The sequence below is a fragment of the Streptomyces sp. NPDC002730 genome (assembly GCF_042888805.1).
Taxonomy (GTDB): Bacteria; Actinomycetota; Actinomycetes; order Streptomycetales; family Streptomycetaceae; genus Streptomyces.
The window spans coordinates 1-20,055 of the sequence record NZ_JBIAQG010000032.1; the positions used below are offsets into that span (position 1 = coordinate 1).

Here is a 20,055-nt window from a genome sequence, read left to right on the forward strand (position 1 = left end):
GGAGGTAGTGAGCTCGGCCAGGCTCGAGAACAGCGGGCCGTCGGCAAAGGAGCCCGGCTCGCCGAGCACCGCCCACGTACCCGGCTCGACCGACGGCAGCGACAGCTCCGGCCACTCCACACAGAACAGCGAGTCGTGGAAGCCACCACGGCCCGCCGAGAGCTGCTCGGCCGTGACCTGGCGGAAGACGAGGGAGTCGGTCGAGGCGACCGGTGCGCCGGCTCCGTCGGCCATGACGAGAGCCACACCGTCGGGTCCGGTCGGCGTCAGCCGTACGCGCAGAGCCGATGCACCGGTGGCGTGCAGGGACACACCGCTCCACGCGAACGGCAGACCTGTCCCCGTGTCCTCCTCCGACGACGTGCTCAGTGAAGCCGCGTGCAGAGCGGCGTCGAAGAGCGCAGGGTGGAGCCCGAAGCCGCCGGTCGGGGTGCCCTCGGGCAGGGCGACCTCGGCGTAGATGGCGTCGTTCAGTCGCCAGGCAGCGCGCAGGCCTTGGAAGACCGGGCCGTAGGACAGTCCTGTACTGGAAAGGCTCTCGTAGAGATCCTCAACTCCAACGGACTCAGCGCCCTTCGGCGGCCACACCGAGAGGTCGAACGACGCCTCCGGCGCGCTCTCCGTCAGGAAGCCGGCCGCATGACGGGTCCACGGCTCCGCTTCTGCGTCCTCGGGCCGGGAGAAGATGGCGACCGGACGCCGCCCGAGCGCATCCGCGGCCTCCACGGTCACTCGCAGAACGACAGCACCGCGCTCGGGGAGGATCAGCGGGGCCTGGAGCATCAGCTCCTCGACCTGGCTGAAGCCCACCTGGTCGCCGGCGTGGATCGCGAGCTCGACCAGACCGGTCCCGGGCAGCAGTGCCGAACCCATCACGAGGTGGTCCGCGATCCACGGGTGGCTCTGCAGCGACAGACGTCCGGTGAGGACGAGCGTGTCCGACTCGGGCATCGCAACAGCGGCACCGAGCAGCGGGTGCTCGGTCGCGGACTGGCCGAGCACGGAAACGTCACCCGCAGGGACGCCCATCTCCAGCCAGTAGTGCTGGTGTTGGAAGGCGTAGGTGGGGAGGTCGATGCGGTTCGGGTGGTGGCCTGTGAAGACGCCGTTCCAGTCGAGTTCTGTCCCGTGGACGTGTGCGTGGGCGATGGCTTGGGTGAGGGTGTCGGCTTCGGGGCGGTTTTTGCGCAGGAGGGGGGTGAAGAGGGTGTTGTCGGTGTGGGTGAGGGTTTCCTGGGCCATGGCGGAGAGGGTTCCGTCGGGGCCGAGTTCCAGGTAGGTGGTGACGCCTTGGGCGGCGAGGTGGGTGATGCCGTCGGCGAAGCGGACTGCTTGGCGGACGTGGCGTACCCAGTAGTCGGCGGTGCCGAGGTCTTCGGGTGTGGCGAGTTGGCCGGTGAGGTTGGAGACGACCGGGATGCTCGGGGTTCCGTACGAGATTCCTGCGGCGATGGTGCGGAACTCGTTCAGCATGGGTTCCATGCGGGGGGAGTGGAAGGCGTGGCTGACGCGGAGCTGGCGGACCTTGCGGCCCTGCTCCCGCCAGTACTCCAGCACCTCTGCAACAGCCGCCTCGTCACCGGAGACCACTACCGACGTAGGTCCGTTGATCGCGGCGATCGCGATCTCGTGCTCCCGGCCTTCGACCGTCGCCAGGATTTCGGCTTCGGTGGCCTGGATCGCAGCCATCGCTCCACCGGCCGGCAGGGCCTGCATGAGGCGGCCGCGCGCAGCCACCAGCTTGGTGGCGTCTTCGAGGGTGAAGACGCCCGCTGCGTGTGCGGCAGCCAGCTCGCCGACGGAGTGGCCGACGAGGAAGTCGGGGGTCAGTCCCCACGCCTCAACGAGCCGGAAGAGTGCGACCTCGATCGCGAACAGCGCGGCCTGCGTGAACACCGTCTGGTCGAGCAGGCCGACGCTGTCGTTGTCCGTGGCGAAGACGAGGTCCTTCAGTGGACGCTCGAGGTGCCCGTCAAAGTGCGCACAGACCTCGTCGAAGGCCTCAGCGAACACCGGATACGCCTCGTACAGCTCCCGGCCCATTCCGGTCCGCTGGCTGCCCTGTCCCGTGAACAGGAACGCGACCCGGCCGCGGTTCACGCTGCCGGTGGTCAGTACGCCGGACGTTTCGCCGGTGGCCAACGCTCGTACTCCCGCGAGGAGTTCGTCCCGGTCAGTGCCGGTGACGACGGCCCGGTGTTCGAACCGTGCCCGCGAGACCGCCAGCGAGTACCCCACATCCGCGAGACCCAGCTCAGAGCTCTCCTCCACGAAGGAGTACAGCCGATCGGCCTGCGCCCGCAGCGCATCCTCAGTCTTGCCCGACAGCACCCACGGAACGACCCCATCAACCACCGGAGCCGCAATGGCCTCAGAAGCCTCTGCCTCCGCCTCTGCAATCGGCGCCTGCTCCAGGATCGTGTGCACGTTCGTGCCACTTACGCCGAACGACGAGATACCGGCCCGCCGCGGACGCCCGGTCTCCGGCCACTCCCGCGCCTCGGTCAGCAGGGAAACAGCGCCCGCCGACCAGTCCACCTGCGGCGTCGGTTCGTCGACGTGCAGGGTCTTCGGCAGCAGGCCCTCCTGCATTGCCATGACCATCTTGATGACACCGGCGACACCGGCGGCAGTCTGCGTGTGACCGATGTTGGACTTGATCGAGCCGAGCCACAGCGGCTGGTCCGCGTCACGCCCCTGGCCGTATGTGGCCAGCAGCGCTCCCGCCTCGATCGGGTCACCGAGGCGCGTTCCCGTGCCGTGTGCTTCCACCACGTCCACATCGGCCGTGGACAGGCCCGCGCCCGCCAGTGCCTGGCGGATGACGCGCTGCTGCGACGGGCCGTTCGGAGCGGTCAGACCGTTCGACGCGCCGTCCTGGTTCACGGCCGTACCGCGAACCACCGCAAGCACCTTGTGGCCCCTGCGCCGTGCGTCGGAGAGGCGCTCCAGCAGGAGCAGCCCCGCGCCCTCGGACCAGCCGGTGCCGTCGGCCGCGCCCGCGAAGGCCTTGCAGCGGCCGTCGCCGGAAAGACCGCGCTGGCGGCTGAACTCGACGAAGGCGCCCGGGGTCGCCATGACGGTGATACCGCCGGCCAGTGCCAGATCGCACTCGCCCTGCCGAAGCGACTGCGCGGCCAGATGAAGAGCGACGAGTGAGGACGAGCAGGCGGTGTCCACGGTCACGGCCGGGCCCTCGAGGCCCAGGGTGTAGGACACGCGGCCGGAGATGACGGAGGACTGGGTGCCGGTGAGGAAGTAGCCCTCGGTCCCCTCAGGAGCGTCATGGGCGTCGATGCCGTAACCCTGGGATCCGGCACCGATGAAGACGCCGCCCTGGGTGCCGCGCAGCGACAGGGGGTCGATGCCCGCGCGCTCCAGCGCCTCCCACGACGCTTCGAGCAGCAGTCGCTGCTGCGGGTCCATCGCCAGCGCCTCGCGCGGCGAGATCCCGAAGAACCCGGCGTCGAAGCCGCCGGCACCGTCGATGAAGCCGCCCTCGTACGCGTACGTGGTCCCGCTTCGCTCCGGGTCCGGGTCGTACAGGTCGTCGATGGGCCAGCCGCGGTCGGTGGGGAAGGGAGAGATGGCGTCGCGGCCTTCGAGGACGAGCTGCCAGAGGTCCTCGGGCGTGCTGACGCCGCCCGGGTAGCGGCAACTCATCGCCACGATGGCGATGGGCTCGTCGTCGGCCGATGGGCCCGCGACAGCGACCGCACGCGCCGAGTCAGCCGTGCCGTCGTGGTCGGCGCCGAGCAGCTCGGTGAGGACGAGCCCGGCGACGGCGTCGGCGTTCGGGTAGTCGAAGACGAGCGTTGTGGGCATCTTGAGCCCGGTCGCGCCGTTCAGGCGGTTGCGGATGTCGACCGCGGTGAGCGAGTCGAAGCCGAGCTCGCGGAAGGCCGAACCGGGCTCGATCGTCGTGGCGTCGGCGTGGCCGAGTGCGGCGGCGGCCTGCGTACGTACGAGGTCGAGGACCAGCTCCCGCTGCTCGCTCACCGACAGCCCGCTCAGCCGCTGCGCGAGCGCATTGCCGCCCGCAAGCTCGGCGGGAGTCTCCGGCGCCGCCTCCAGGACGCGCCGGACCTCGGGCAGGTCGCCGATGAAGGGACGCCGGCGGATGGCGGAGTAGGCGGGGGCGAACCGCTCCCAGTCGAGGTCGGAGACGGAGACCGTTGTCTCGTCGTGCTCGACGGCCTGAACCAGGGCGGACACGGCGAGTTCGGGGTTCATGCGCTTGAGGCCGACGCGCAGCATGGCCTCTTCGTCGCCATCGGTGCCCATGCCGCCGCCGCCCCACAGGCCCCAGGCGATGGATGTGGCGGTACGGCCCTTGGCACGGCGCTGTTCGGCGAACGCGTCGAGGAAGGAGTTGCCCGCGGCGTACGCGCCCTGGTCGGCGCCGCCCCACACCGCGGCGGCCGAGGAGAAGAGAACGAAGGCGTCCAGGGGCGTGTCGCCGAGCAGCTCGTCGAGGTGCGTGGCGCCCGCGGCCTTGGCCGCGACGATGGCGGCCACGTCGTCGAGACCGCTGTCCATGAGCGCGCCGGTGTCGCCGACGCCGGCGGCATGCACAACCGCCGTCAGCGGCTGGGTCTCGTCGGCCTCGATACGGGCCAGGACGACGGCCAGCGACTCGCGGTCGCCCGCGTCGCACGCGGCAATGGTGACCCGGGAAGCGCCGAGTTCGGTGAGTTCCGCACTCAACTCCCGGGCGCCGGGGGCCTGGTCGCCGCGGCGGCTGGTGAGGACGAGATGCTCGGCGCCGTTGGCTGCTGCCCAGCGGGCGACATGGCCGCCGAGCGCGCCCGTACCGCCGGTGATGAGAATCGTGCCGCGCGGCGTCCACGAGCCGCCGGCCGAGTCGGCGAGCGACGCCCGTACGAGACGACGGCCGAAGATCCCGGTCGAACGAATCGCGAGCTCGTCCTCCGCGTCGAGACCGGCCAGAACGTCGGTGAAGCGGGCGAGCGCGGGAGCATCGATCGTCTCGGGCAGATCGACCAGACCACCCCAACGGTTCGGGTGCTCGAGCCCGGCCACCCTGCCCAGGCCCCAGACCTGGGCCTGCGCCGGGTCGGCCGCCCGGTCCGACCGGCCGACCGACACGCCGCCGCGGCCGGCGAGCCACAGTGGCGCCTCGACCCCGGCGTCACCGAGGGCCTGAACGAGCTCGAGCGTCCCGGCGAGCCCCGAAGCCACATAGGGGTGGCTGGGGTGCGGATCGGTATCGAGCGCGAGCAGCGAGAGCACACCACTGAGGGCACGGTCGCCCACGGCTTCACGGATCCGCTCGGCGAGCGACGCGCGGTCCGTGTCGGCCGCGCTCCACTCCACCCGTACGGTCGTGACACCGCGGCCGGCCAGAGCCTGCTCGGCCGCGGGCACCCACGCGTGGGTGTTGTCCCCGGCCGGAACCACCAGGAGCCAGGTGCCGGAGAGGCGCTTCGTCGGCGCGATGGACAGAGGCTTCCAGGTGACGCGGTATCGCCAGGCGTCGACGGTGTTCTTCTGCCGGTTCTGGCGACGCCAGGTCGACAGGACCGGCAGTGCCGCTTCGAGCCACTCGGGCTCGACCTCGCCGTCGAAGTCGAGCGCGGCGGCCAGCGCGGCCGTGTCCTCGCGCTCGACGGCCTCCCAGAAGCGCGTCTCCTCGGGGGCAGCGGCATGGGCGGCCGCCGACTCCATGGGCTCCGCGGCTTCGAGCCAGTAGCGCTGGTGCTGGAAGGCGTAGGTGGGGAGGTCGACGCGGTTCGGGTGGTGGCCCGTGAAGACGCCGTCCCAGTCCAGCTCTGTCCCGTGGACGTGTGCGTGGGCGATGGCTTGGGTGAGGGTGTCGGCTTCGGGGCGGTTCTTGCGCAGGACGGGGGTGAAGAGGGTGTTGTCGGTGTCGGGGAGGGTTTCCTGGGCCATGGCGGAGAGGGTTCCGTCGGGGCCCAGCTCGATGAAGGTGGTGACGCCCTGCTCAGCCAGGTGGGTGATGCCGTCGGCGAAGCGGACTGCTTGGCGGACGTGGCGTACCCAGTAGTCGGCGGTGCCGAGGTCTTCGGGTGCAGCCAGTTGGCCGGTGAGGTTGGAGACGACCGGGATGCTCGGGGTCGAGTACGTCAGGGTCGCTGCGATGGTGCGGAACTCGTCCAGCATGGGTTCCATGCGGGGGGAGTGGAAGGCGTGGCTGACGCGGAGCTGGCGGACCTTGCGGCCCTGCTCCCGCCAGTGCTCCAGCACCTCCACCACAGCGTTCTCGTCACCGGAAATGACCACGGACGACGGGCCGTTGATCGCGGCGATGGCGATCTCCGTCTCGCGGCCTTCCAGCAGGGGCAGGATCTCCGCTTCGGTGGCCTGGATCGCGGCCATGGCACCACCGGTCGGGAGGGCCTGCATCAAGCGGCCGCGCGCAGCCACCAGCTTGGTGGCGTCTTCGAGGGTGAAGACGCCTGCCGCGTGTGCGGCAGCCAGCTCGCCGACCGAGTGGCCGACCAGGAAGTCCGGGGTCAGTCCCCACGCCTCCACCAGCCGGAACAGGGCGACCTCGACCGCGAACAGCGCGGCCTGCGTGAACACCGTCTGGTCCAGCAGGCCGACGCTGTCGTTGTCCGTGGCGAAGATGAGGTCCTTCAGTGGACGCTCGAGGTGCCCGTCAAAGTGCGCACAGACTTCGTCGAAGGCCGCCGCGAAGACGGGGTAGGTCTCGTACAGCTCCCGGCCCATCCCGGCCCGCTGACTGCCCTGTCCCGTGAACAGGAACGCCAGCTTGCCGCCCGCGCTCGCGGCGGCCGAACCCTCCACGACCCCCGGAGCGACCCGCCCGGCAGCGACAGCCTCCAGCCCGGCCAGCAGCTCCTCACGGCTCGCGCCCGAGACGACCGCCCGGTGCTCGAACCGTGCCCGCGACACCGCCAGCGAGTAACCCACATCCGCCGGGCCGAGGCCCAGCCGCCCGGCGAGGAACGAGGCCAGGCGCTCGGACTGCGCCCGCAGCGCGGCCTCGGTCCTGCCCGAGACCACCCATGACACGGGGGCGTTCGCCTGGTGCGTCCCGGCGGGGGGCGCCTCCGCGGGAGGCTCGGCCGCCGCCTGCTCCAGGATGATGTGCGCGTTCGTACCGCTGATGCCGAACGAAGACACCGCGGCCCGCCGCGGACGCCCGGTCTCCGGCCAGTCCCGCGCCTCGGTCAGCAGAGAGACGGCGCCCGCCGTCCAGTCGACCTTGGTGGAGGGGTTGTCGATGTGCAGAGTCTTCGGCATGACGCCGTTGCGCAACGCCATCACCATTTTGATGATGCCGCCGGCGCCCGCGGCGGCCTGCGTGTGACCGACGTTGGACTTGAAGGAGCCGATCCACAGAGGTTGGTCGGCCGGGCGTTCCTGGCCGTAGGTGTTGATGAGTGCCTGGGCCTCGATGGGGTCACCGAGCGTGGTGCCTGTGCCGTGTGCCTCGACGACGTCGATCTGGTCGGAGGAGAGCTGGGCATTGTCGAGCGCCTGGCGGATGACGCGCTGCTGGGAGGGGCCGTTGGGCGCGGTGAGGCCGCTGCTCGCGCCGTCCTGGTTGACGGCGGAGCCGCGTACGACCGCGAGCACCTTGTGGCCGTTGCGCTCGGCGTCCGACAGCCGCTCGACGAGGAGCATGCCCACGCCCTCGGCGAAGCCGGCACCGTCCGCCAGGTCGGAGAAGGCCTTGCAGCGGCCGTCGGGCGAGAGGCCGCCCTGGCGGGCGAGGTCGATGAAGGCCTCGGGGGTCGACATGACCGTGGTGCCACCGGCGAGGGCCATGGTGCACTCGCCGTTGCGCAGCGCCTGGACGGCCAGGTGCAGTGTCACCAGCGAGGAGGAGCAGGCAGTGTCGACGGACACGGCCGGGCCTTCGAGACCGAGGGTGTAAGAGATGCGTCCCGAGGTGACGCTGTATGCGTTGCCGGTGCTGAGATATCCCTCGACGCCATCGGGGATTCGGTCGAGCCGGGTGGCGTAGTCCTGGTACATCACGCCCGCGAATACACCGGTCTTGCTGCCGCGCATCGCGTGCGGATCAATTCCGGCGTGCTCGAAGGCTTCCCAGGCGACTTCCAGCAGCAGTCGCTGCTGCGGGTCCATCGCCAGCGCCTCGCGCGGGGAAATTCCAAAGAACGCGGGGTCGAACTGCGCGGCGTCGTAAAGGAATCCGCTCTCGCGGTTGTAGAAAGTGCCCGGCTTTTCGCGGTCGGGGCTGTAGAGCCGCTCGATGTCCCAGCCGCGGTCGGTGGGAAGGTCGGACACGGCGTCCCGGCCATCGGCGACCATCTGCCACAACTCCTCCGGGGAGTTGGCACCACCCGGATAACGGCAGCTCATGCCCACGATCGCAATGGGCTCGTGCGCCCGCGAGTCAGCCTCGCTCAACAGCTGCCTCGTCTGCTGCAGATCGGCCATTACCCGCTTGAGGTAGTCGCGAAGCTTCTGCTCATTCTGCATCTAAAGCAACCTCTTGAGGACGGACAGCACATTGGCACCTGGGCAATACATGAGATCGCGACGCACGCGAAACCCCGGCGGAAGCCTTTTTGCGACGTGACTCCCCGGCTGGGAGACCCATTCGGCGATGCCTCGAACCGGCTAGGGATGAGCACGGCGACACATCGACAGGACTTCACATACGACGCTAGGAGATAGCCACCCGACGCGGCACCCCTAACCTTCCCTAAGCGCCCCCCTACGCCCCCCAGGGCCGGCCACACTCCTTTGGGGAGGTGACCGGCCCTGGGGGCGGAGGGAATTGCTTTGGTCAGGACAGGCCGAGCTCCTGGTCGATCATGGCGAACATCTCGTCGTCGCTCGCCGATGTGAAGTCCGTGGCCACGGTCGCCGCGCCGCCGCCCACGACGACCGAGCGGCCGAGCGTGGCCAGCAGAGCCTGGAGCCGGTTGACGACCTTGTCGCGGTCCTCGTCGGACAGATCGGCGGCGGAGACTGTGGCCTCGAGACGGCCGAGATCGGCATGGACGGGGGTGGCTCCCGGCCCCGCGGCGTCGGCGGAGAACTGGGTGCCGAGATACTTCGCCACCGCGCCCGCCGACGGATAGTCGAAGATCAGGGTCGCGGGCAGCCGCAGACCGGTTGCGCCATTGAGCCGGTTGCGCAGCTCCAGGGCGGTCAGCGAGTCGACGCCGAGGTCCAGGAAGCCGCGGCCCGGCTCGACCTGCCTGCTTCCGGTGAAGCCCAGCACCTTGGCGACGTTCAACTGCACCAGTTCCAGCAGCACTTCGGCCTGCTTCTCATCGGCGAGCCCCGAGAGCCGCTGCGCGAGCGAACTGCCCTGCGGTTCCGCGTCCGCCGCGGCCGACGCCGCACGCCGCACCGGGACCTTGACCAGCCGGTCGAGCAGAGCGGTGAGTTCACCGGACGAGGCCTGGGCACGAAGGCGGGGGAAGTCCAGCCGTACGGGTACGGAGACGGCCTCCCCGGTGGCCAGCGCGGCGTCGAACAGCGCCAGCCCCTCGGTGGAGGAGATCGTGGCCAGGCCCGAGCCGGTGATTCGCTGTACGTCGCCGGCGGCGAGGTTCGCGGTCAGGTCACTGCGCTGCTCCCACAGACCCCAGGCCAGTGAGTGGGCGGTGAGGCCCGCGGCCCTGCGGTGCCGCGCGAGAGCGTCGAGAAACACGTTCGCCGCGGCATAGTTCGCCTGACCGGGGCCGCCGAAGACGCCCGCGGCCGAGGAGAAGAGCACGAACGCGGCCAGCTCGAGGTCCTGTGTCAGCAGATGCAGGTTGACCGCCGCGTCGACCTTCGGCCGCATGACGGCTTCGAGGCGTTCGGGGGTGAGCGAGCCGACTACACCGTCGTCGAGCGTGCCCGCCGTATGGACGACGGCGGTCAGCGGACGGTCCGCGGGTACGGCGGCCAGCAGGGCCGCCAGAGCCTCCCGGTCCGCGGCGTCGCACGCGGCGACGGTCGCCTCGGCCCCGAGCCCGGCGAGCTCGGCCACCAGCTCGGTGACACCCGCGGCCTCGGTCCCGCGGCGACTTGCCAGCAGCAGATGGCGGGCGCCGTACTCGGTCACCAGATGACGCGCCATCAGCGCACCGAGCGTGCCGGTACCACCGGTGATCAGGACCGTGCCCTCGGGATTGAGCTTCGGGCGCGCAGGCTCGGCAGGTGCCTCGGTCCTGGCGAGCTTCGGCACATACAGAGCGTCGCCGCGCACGGCGAGCTCGGGCTCCTCCGAGACGGCCGCCGCCGCCAGCACGTCACGCGTCACGGTGTCCGCGCCGGCCGGGTCGAGGTCGAGGAGGACGAACTGCCCCGGGTTCTCGGCCTCGGCCGAGCGGACCAGACCCCATAGGGGTGCGTGCACAAGGTCGGTGGGTGCTGCGTCAGCACGCCCAGCCGTAGCGCTCCGGGTGATCAGGACGAGCCGCGACCCGCCGAACCGCTCGTCGGCCAGCCACGCCCGTACGGTCTCCAACGCCCGTACAGAAGCGGCGCGAGCGCCCTCCGCCAGACCCGTGAGGTCCTCTGCGGCGACCGGCGCGAAGGGCAGGAAAACGATCTCCGGCACGGGCGCGCCCGCATCGACGGCAGCCGCGAGATGGGCGAGGTCCGGATGGACCGCCAACTCTGCCGCGCCGACGCCGGCGCCCTTCAGTACGCCGTGCAGGCCGAACGCGTCGCCTCCCAAGGCTGCCCACTGCCCGCCGGCGGACGCGGTCGGTGCCGTCGGAACACTCGGGGCCTTCACCCAGTCGACGTGGAACAACGACTCGTGCCACGCGCCACCCGCCGAAGACAACTGCCGTGCTGATACGGGACGCGTCGCCAGGCCCGCCACGGAGACGACGGGGGCGCCGGTGGTGTCGGCGGCCGCCAGCGTGATCCGCCGGTCGCTGTCGACACTGAGCCGTACACGCAGGTGGGAGGCGCCCTCGGCGTGGAAGCTGACGCCGGCCCACGAGAACGGGAGCCGCACCTCGGCTTCGTCACCCCCGCCGCCGTTCTGCGCGGCGTGGTTGGCGCCGACGATGACGGCGTGCAACGCGGCGTCGAGGAGCGCGGGATGCACGGCGAACCCATCGGTGCCGGTGCCCGAGGCCAGCTCCACCTCGGCGAAGATCTCCTCTCCGCGCACCCAGACCGAGCGCAGGCACTGGAAGGTGGGCCCGTACTCGTAGCCCTGCTCGATCAGCCCCTCGTACAGGCCGTCGAGCACGACCTCCTCGCCCCCGGCCGGCGGCCAGGACATCAGGTCCGCATCCACGGTCGCCACGCTCGGGGCGAGCGCGCCCACAGCATGTGGCGTCCACGGCTCGTCGACGGCGTTGTCCGGGCGTGAGTAGATACCGACCGTACGGCGTTCCGACGAGTCGGGGGCGCCCACGACGACCTGCAACTGGAGCGCCCCCGCCTCCGGCAGCACGAGCGGAGCCTGAATCGTCAGCTCTTCGACCTGGCCGTAACCGACCTGGTCGCCGGCGTGGATCGCGAGCTCGACCAGCCCGGTGCCGGGAAGGAGAACGGTGCCCATGACGGCGTGGTCGGCCAGCCACGGGTGCGTACGGAGGGAGACCCGGCCGGTGAGCAGCAAGCTGTCGGAGTCGGCAGGGGCGACGGCGGCTCCGAGCAGTGCGTGCTCGCTCTGTACGAGGCCCAGGCCGGCGGCGTCATGGGCGGAGGCGGGGCCTTCGAGCCAGTAGTGGTCGTGTTGGAAGGCGTAGGTGGGGAGGTCGATGCGGTTCGGGTGGCGGCCTGTGAAGACGCCGTCCCAGTTCAGCTCTGTCCCGTGGACGTGTGCGTGGGCGATGGCTTGGGTGAGGCTGTCTGCTTCGGGGCGGTTTTTGCGCAGGAGGGGGGTGAAGAGGGTGTTGTCGGTGTGGGTGAGGGTTTCCTGGGCCATGGCGGAGAGGGTTCCGTCGGGGCCGAGTTCCAGGTAGGTGGTGACACCTTGGGTGGCGAGGTGGGTGATGCCGTCGGCGAAGCGGACTGCTTGGCGGACGTGGCGTACCCAGTAGTCGGCGGTGCCGAGGTCTTCGGGTGTGGCGAGCTGGCCGGTGAGGTTGGAGACGACCGGGATGCTCGGGGTTCCGTACGAGATTCCTGCGGCGATGGTGCGGAACTCGTCCAGCATGGGTTCCATGCGGGGGGAGTGGAAGGCGTGGCTGACGCGGAGCTGGCGGACCTTGCGGCCCTGCTCCCGCCAGTACTCCAGCACCTCCACCACAGCGTTCTCGTCACCGGAAATGACCACGGACGACGGGCCGTTGATCGCGGCGATGGCGATCTCCGTCTCCCGGCCTTCGACCGTCGCCAGGATTTCGGCTTCGGTGGCCTGAATCGCGGCCATCGCTCCACCGGCCGGGAGGGCCTGCATCAAGCGGCCGCGCGCAGCGACCAGCTTGGTGGCGTCTTCGAGGGTGAAGACGCCTGCCGCGTGTGCGGCAGCCAGCTCGCCGACGGAGTGGCCGACGAGGAAGTCGGCAGTGAGGCCCCAGGCCTCGACCAGTCGGAAGAGTGCGACCTCGACCGCGAACAGCGCGGCCTGCGTGAACACCGTCTGGTCCAGCAGGCCGACGCTGTCGTTGTCCGTGCCGAAGACGAGGTCCTTCAGTGGGCGCTCGAGGTGCCCGTCAAAGTGCGCACAGACCTCGTCGAAGGCCGCCGCGAAGACCGGGTAGGTCTCGTACAGTTCCCGGCCCATCCCGGCCCGCTGGCTTCCCTGTCCCGTGAACAGGAACGCGACCCGCCCACGACTCACGCTTCCCGCAGTCACCGCACCCGACGGATCGCCGGTGGCCAACGTTCGTACTCCCGCGAGGAGTTCGTCCCGGTCAGTGCCGGTGACGACGGCCCGGTGCTCGAACCGCGCCCGCGACACCGCCAGCGAGTACCCCACATCCGCCAGACCCAGCTCGGACCGCTCGCCGACGAACGCTGCAAGCCGAGCCGCCTGCGCCCGCAGCGCGTCCTCAGTCTTGCCCGAGAGCACCCACGGGACGACCCCACCGACAACAGGAACCTCAGAAGTCGGCTCGGCCTCGACGGCCGGCGCCTGCTCCAGGATCACATGTGCATTCGTACCGCTGAGGCCGAACGACGAGACGCCTGCCCGGCGCGGACGCCCGGCCTCAGGCCACTCCCGTGCCTCGGTCAGCAGCTGCACATCGCCCGCCGACCAGTCGATCTTTCGCGAAGGCTCGTCGACATGAAGGGTCTTGGGCATGATGCCGTTGCGCAGTGCCATGACCATCTTGATGACGCTGACGACGCCCGCAGCGGCCTGCGTATGGCCGAGGTTGGACTTGATCGAGCCGAGCCACAGTGGCTCCGCCCCCTCGCGCCCCTGCCCATAAGTGGCGATGAGGGCCTGCGCCTCGATGGGATCGCCGAGCGTGGTCCCGGTGCCGTGCGCCTCGACCACGTCGACTTCCGCGGTCGTCAGCCGGGCGTCCGCCAGAGCCTGGCGGATCATGCGCTGCTGGGAAGGGCCGTTGGGGGCGGTGAGGCCGTTGGACGCACCGTCCTGGTTGACGGCAGAACCGCGCATCACGGCAAGGATGTTGTGGCCGTTGCGCTGCGCGTCCGAAAGCCGCTCCAGGAGCAGCATTCCCACGCCCTCGCCCCAGATCGTGCCGTCCGCGGCATCGGCGAACGCCTTGATACGGCCGTCCGTCGCGAGTCCGCGCTGCCGGGCGAAGTCGGTGAAGGAGATGGGGGTCGCCTGGACCTGGGCCCCGCCGGCGAGCGCGAGCGTGCAGTCGCCGCGCCGCAGCGCCTGTGCGGCGAGATGCAGCGAGACCAGGGACGACGAGCACGCCGTGTCCAGCGTGATCGCGGGCCCCTGGAGGCCGAGGCTGTAGGCGATTCGGCCCGAGGCGACGCTGTTGACATTCCCATTGGAAAGGAACGGCTCGATATCGGCCGGTACGGTCGGGAGAATGCAGCCGTATTCGTTGTGGATCATCCCCAGATACACGCCGGTCGAACTGCCCTTGAGCGAGTTGGGGTCGATCCCCGCACGCTCGAAGACCTCCCACGACGTCTCAAGGACGAGCCGCTGCTGGGGGTCCATCGCGACGGCCTCGCGCGGCGAGATTCCGAAGAACGCGGGGTCGAATGCGTCGGCGTCCTCGATGAAACCGCCTTGGTGCACGTACGTCGTGCCGGGGCGGTCGGGGTCCGGGTCGTACAGCGAATCCAGTTCCCAGCCGCGGCCCTTGGGGAAATCGGAGATCGCGTCGACCCCCTCCGCCACCAGCTGCCACAGGTCCTCGGGTGAGGTCACTCCGCCGGGGAAGCGGCAAGCCATACCCACGATCGCGATCGGCTCGTGCTCCGCTTCCTCGACCTCGACCAGGCGATGACGAGTTCGGCGCAGCTCGGCCGTCACGAACTTGAGATTTTCCAGAAGTTTCTCGTCCTGCGCCATCAAATATCACCTATCGAAGTCAAATACTGTGCGAGAGCTGAAGAGGCCGGGACTGAGAATTCAGTGCATGCCGGCGCGGGGTGAATTCTCAGGCCTTGCCGAATTCCCGCTGGATAATGGCCAACATCTCGTCGGCCGTCGCCGATTCAAGATCGTCACTGCTGTCGTCCGCCCCGGTCGCGGCGCTCTGGATTTCGTTCCACTTGGAAAGCAGGCCCTGCAGCCGGTCCGTGATCCTTGCTGCCCGGTCGTCCTCGTTGCCTTCGTCACTGTCAAGTGCGACGCGGGACATCGCGGACTCCAGACGGTCCAGCTCGGACAGCACCGAGCCGACGGGCGCGGCATTGGCCGGGTCTGTGGTGCTGCCGACCACCTCGGCGCACAAGTACTGCGCCAGATCCAGCGGGGTGGGGTAGTCGAAAACCAAAGTGGCCGGAAGACGGAGTCCGCTGCTCGCGCTGATGCGGGAATTCAGGCGGTTGCGCAGCTCGACTGCGGTCAGTGAGTCGAAGCCCAGTTCCTTGAAGCTCCGTTCGGCCTCGATCGAGCCCGCGCCCGCATGCCCGAGCACCGCGGCCACATTCGACACCACCAGTTCCAGGACGCCCCTCATCTGCTCTGCGGGCGAAAGTCCGGCGAGGTGATCAGCCAAAGACGGAGCCTTCGCTTCGGCGTCGGCACCCGCGTTCGCCACTCGCCGCGCCGGGATGCGTACGAGCTTCCGCAGGATCGCGAACTCCGCACTGTCGTCCGCCTGCACCCGGGCAGGCTGCAGACCCATCGGAGAAACCACCGCGTACCCCGATGCGCGTGCTGTGTCGAGGAGTTGGAGGGCGAGTTGGGTGGGGAGGGGGGTCATTCCGGAGCGGTGGATGCGCTCGATGTCTGCGGTGGTGAGGTGTCCGGTGATTCCGCTGCGCTGTTCCCACAGGCCCCATTGGAGGGAGGTTGCGGGCAGGTCGAGTGAGCGGCGGTGGTGGGCGAGTGAGTCGAGGAAGGTGTTGGCTGCGGCGTAGTTGCCCTGTCCCGGGTCGCCGAAGAGGCCGGCTGAGGAGGAGAAGAGGACGAAGGCCGAGAGGTCCAGGTCCTTCGTCAGCTCATGCAGGTTGAGGGCCGCGTCGATTTTGGGTCGCAGGACGGCGTCGGTGCGCTCGGGAGTGAGGGACGCGACCAGGCCGTCGTCGAGGACTCCGGCGGTATGGATGACGGCGGTGAGGGGACGCTCGAGGGGGATGGTGGCGAGGAGGGTCGCGAGGGCTTCGCGGTCGGCTGCGTCGCAGGCGACGAACTCGACGTTGTCCGCGCCGAGTTCGATCAGTTCGGCGGCGAGGTCGTGCGTGCCGTCCGCGTTCTGCCCGCGACGGCTGGTGAGGATGAGGTTGCGTACGCCGTGCTCGGTGACGAGATGGCGGGCAACGAGGCCGCCCAGAGTTCCCGCACCGGTTATCAGCGCGGTGCCGTCCGGGTTGGGCGCGGCGGTGTCGCTGTCGTCGGTGTTCCTGGCGACTCGGGTCAGCCGCGGTACGTGTACGGACCCTTCCCGCAGGGCGGCCTGCGGCTCGCCGGCGCGAAGTACTGGCCACAGGGCCGCGAGCTCTGCGGATTCGTCAGTGTCGAAGAGGACGAAGCGGTCGGGGTTCTCGGCTTGTGCGGAGCGTACGAGGCCCCAGATGGGTGCGGTGGCCAGATCTGTGACGTCTTCACCCGGCCGGGCGGCGACCGCACCGCGCGTGACGAAGACGAGGTGGGACTCGGCGAAGCGGTCTGCTGCCAGCCAGCCCTGGACGAGGGCGAGCGCGTGGTGTGTGGCCTGGTGTGCGGCGACGGCCGTGTCCCCGTCGTCGTATCCCGCGAGGGGAGCGAAGACGATCTCGGGGATCGTGTCGGCGGCGCCGAGTTCGGCCAGGTTCGCGAACACCGGGCCGCCGTCGGTGAAGGTATCCGGCTCGCCCAGTACGGCCCATGTACTCGGGCTCGCCGATGGGAGGGACAGCTCCGGCCATTCCACGCGGAAGAGGGAGTTGTGGAACGGGCTGTGTCCGGTGGTGAGTTCGTCGGTGGTGGGCCGGCGCCAGGTGATGGATTGTGCGCTGAGGACGGGTGTTCCCGTTTCGTCGGCGGCCGCGATCGAGCCGTCGGCGGGGGAGAGCTTCACACGCAGAGTTGAGGCGCCGGAGGCGTGGAGGGATACACCGTTCCAGGAGGAGGTGATGCGTGGCTGGTCGGTCGGGTTCAGGGGGAGTGCGTGCAGGGCTGCGTCGAGGAGTGCGGGGTGGAGGCTGAAGCCGTAGCCGTCGGTGGTGGTGTCTTCGGGGAGTGTGACCTCGGCGTAGATGTCGTTGTCGAGTTGCCAGGCGGCGCGCAGTCCCTGGAAGGCGGGGCCGTATGCCAACTCGGCTTGTGCGAGGCGCTCGTAGATCTCATCCACGTCGATGGAAGCGGCACCTTGCGGCGGCCACACCGACAAGTCGAAGTCCACTCCGGATGTGCCATTCGTGAGCAGGCCCTCGGCGTTCTTCGACCATGGCGCGTCGGCTTCTGCGCTGTCGAGGCGCGAGTGGATTGCCACCGGTCGGTGGCCCTGATCATCGGCGGCGTCGACGGCCAGTCGCAGCACCACTCCGCCCTGCTCGGGCAGGACCAGCGGGGCATGGAGCGTCAGCTCCTGGACGTGGCCGCAACCGATCCGGTCACCGGCGTGGATCGCGAGCTCGACCAGCGCCGAGCTCGGCACCACTGCCGAACCCATGACGGTGTGGTCGGCCAGCCACGGGTGCGACTGGAGGGAAAGCCGGCCCGTCAGCAGCACTCCGCCCGTGTCGGGGAGGATTGCGGCCGCGCCGAGCAGCGGGTGCTCTGTCTCGTCCAGCCCGAGGCTGGTGGCATCACCGGCCGGGGCCGTCGCCCGCAGCCAGTAGTGCTCGTGTTGGAAGGCGTAGGTCGGCAGCTCCACACGTTGCCCACCACGGCCCGCGTACACGCCGTCCCAGTCCAGCTCTGTACCGCGTACGTGTGCGTGGGCGATGGCTTGGGTGAACGTGTCTGCTTCGGGGCGGTTTTTGCGCAGGAGGGGGGTGAAGACCATGTCGTCATGGGCGTCGGGGAGGGTTTCCTGGGCCATGGCGGAGAGGGTTCCGTCGGGGCCCAGCTCGATGAAGGTGGTGACACCTTGGGCGGCGAGGTGGGTGATGCCGTCGGCGAAGCGGACTGCTTGGCGGACGTGGCGTACCCAGTAGTCGGCGGTGCCGAGGTCTTCGGGTGTGGCGAGTTGGCCGGTGAGGTTGGAGACGACCGGGATGCTCGGGGTCGAGTACGTCAGGGTCGCTGCGATGGTGCGGAACTCGTCCAGCATGGGTTCCATGCGGGGGGAGTGGAAGGCGTGGCTGACGCGGAGCTGGCGGACCTTGCGGCCCTGCTCCCGCCAGTGCTCCAGCACCTCCACGACAGCGGCTTCGTCACCGGAAATGACCACCGACGAAGGGCCGTTGATCGCGGCGATCGCGATCTCGTGCTCCCGGCCCTCCAGCAGCGGCAGAATCTCCGCCTCGGTGGCCTGGATCGCGGCCATCGCTCCACCGGCCGGAAGCGCCTGCATCAGCCGGCCGCGTGCAGCCACCAGCTTCGTGGCGTCCTCCAGCGTGAAGACGCCTGCTGCGTGTGCGGCAGCCAGCTCGCCGACGGAGTGGCCGACGAGGAAGTCGGGGGTCAGTCCCCAGGCTTCGACCAGGCGGAAGAGTGCGACCTCGATCGCGAACAGTGCGGCCTGCGTGAATACCGTCTGGTCCAGCAGACCGGAGTCCGCGTTGTCCGTGCCGAAGACGAGGTCCTTCAGCGGGCGCTCGAGGTGCCCGTCAAAGTGCGCACAGACCTCGTCGAAGGCCTCAGCGAAGACCGGATACGCCTCGTACAGCTCCCGACCCATCCCGGCCCGCTGACTGCCCTGTCCCGTGAACAGGAACGCAACCCGCCCACGACTCACGCTCCCCGCGGTCACCTCACCAGCAGCAACAGCCCGCAGCTCGGCCAGCAGTTCCTCACGGCTCACGCCCGAGACGACCGCCCGGTGTTCGAACCGCGCCCGTGACACCGCAAGCGAGTACCCCACATCGGCCAGACTCAGCTCAGGCTTCTCCGCCACGAAGGAGAGCAGCCGCTCCGCCTGCGCCCGCAATGCGCCCTCGGTCTTACCCGAGAGCACCCACGGAACGGCCCCACCGACAACCGGCGTCTCAGTAGCCCCAACGTCCACCACCGGCGCCTGCTCCAGCACTACATGCGCATTCGTGCCGCTCATACCGAACGACGACACCGCTGCCCGCCTCGGCCTGTCGACCTGTGGCCACTTCCGTGCCTCGGTCAGCAGCTGGACATCGCCCGCCGACCAGTCCACCTCCGGTGCCGGCTCGTCGACGTGCAGGGTCTTCGGCAGCAGGCCCTCCCGCATCGCGATGACCATCTTGATGATGCCCGCGATGCCCGAAGCGGCCTGGCTGTGACCGATGTTGGACTTGATCGAGCCGAGCCACAACGGCTCCCCGCCCTCGCGCCCCTGGCCGTACGTGGCGATCAGCGCCTGAGCCTCGATCGGGTCACCCAGCCGCGTACCCGTACCGTGCGCCTCGACCGCATCCACGTCATTTGTCGACAGACCGGCGTTGCTCAGCGCCCGTCGGATGACGCGCTGCTGAGCAGGGCCGTTGGGTGCCGTCAGACCGTTCGACGCGCCGTCCTGGTTCAGGGCCGTACCCCTGATCACGGCCAGCACCTGGTGGCCGTTGCGGCGGGCGTCCGAGAGGCGTTCGACGAGGAGCATGCCCACACCCTCCGCCCAGCCGGTGCCGTCGGCCGCGCCCGCGAAGGGCTTGCATCGGCCGTTGGGTGCGAGGCCGCGCTGCCGCGAGAACTCGACAAAGGTGTCCGGCGTCGACATGACCGTGACGCCGCCGGCCAGCGCCAGCGAGCACTCTCCCCGGCGCAGCGACTGGACTGCCAGATGCAGGGCCACCAGCGAGGACGAGCACGCAGTGTCCACCGAAACGGCGGGACCCTCGAGACCCAGCACGTACGAGACACGCCCGGAGGCGACACTGCCCGAGTTGCCGGTGCTGAGATAGCCCTCCAGGCCTTCGACGGACTTGGTGAACTCGGAGTAGTAGTCCGAGCTCATCACTCCGGCGAACATGCCCGTCTGGCTGCCGCGCATCGCGTCGGGGTCGATACCGGCGCGCTCGAGCGCCTCCCAGGATGCTTCGAGCAACAGCCGCTGCTGCGGGTCCATCGCCAGCGCCTCACGCGGCGAGATCCCGAAGAACGCGGGATCGAAGTCGCCCGCCTCGTAAAGGAATCCGCCCTCACGCGAGACGATCTTGCCGGGCTTGTCCGGGTCCGGGTCGTACAGCCCCTCGGTGTCCCAGCCGCGGTCCGTCGGGAACCCGGAGATCGCGTCGACTCCGTCCGACACCAACTGCCAGAGGTCCTCGGGCGAGGCGACCCCGCCCGGGTAGCGGCAGGCCATACCGACGATCGCGATCGGCTCCGTCGCTGCACCGACGAGCTGCCGGTTCTGCTGCTTGAGGCTCTCGGCTTCCTTGATCGACGCACGCAGCGCCTCGACGAGTTGTGCCTGGGACGTTGTCATCAAGAGCTCCACACAT

General features: G+C 69.6%; 2 protein-coding genes and 1 pseudogene. All 3 read right to left on the reverse strand.

The window, feature by feature from the left end; all coding sequences use genetic code 11:
• Positions 1–8,418, reverse strand: a pseudogene (locus ACFYXH_RS41420) (type I polyketide synthase); the annotation flags it as partial.
• Positions 8,419–8,767: 349 nt separating this feature from the next.
• The gene (locus ACFYXH_RS41425) at positions 8,768–14,401 is read right to left on the reverse strand and encodes an SDR family NAD(P)-dependent oxidoreductase (RefSeq protein ID WP_389574765.1); all 5,634 of its coding nucleotides are present in this window, start codon (positions 14,399–14,401) and stop codon (positions 8,768–8,770) included.
• Positions 14,402–14,489: 88 nt separating this feature from the next.
• The gene (locus tag ACFYXH_RS41430; protein WP_389574768.1) at positions 14,490–20,042 is read right to left on the reverse strand and encodes an SDR family NAD(P)-dependent oxidoreductase; all 5,553 of its coding nucleotides are present in this window, start codon (positions 20,040–20,042) and stop codon (positions 14,490–14,492) included.
• Between the last annotated feature and the right edge of the window lie 13 nt (positions 20,043–20,055).

Coding starts and splice junctions, on each gene's coding strand:
- ACFYXH_RS41425 (WP_389574765.1), bottom strand. CDS start 14,401: ATGGCGCAGGACGAGAAACTTCTGGAAAATCTCAAGTTCGTGACGGCC.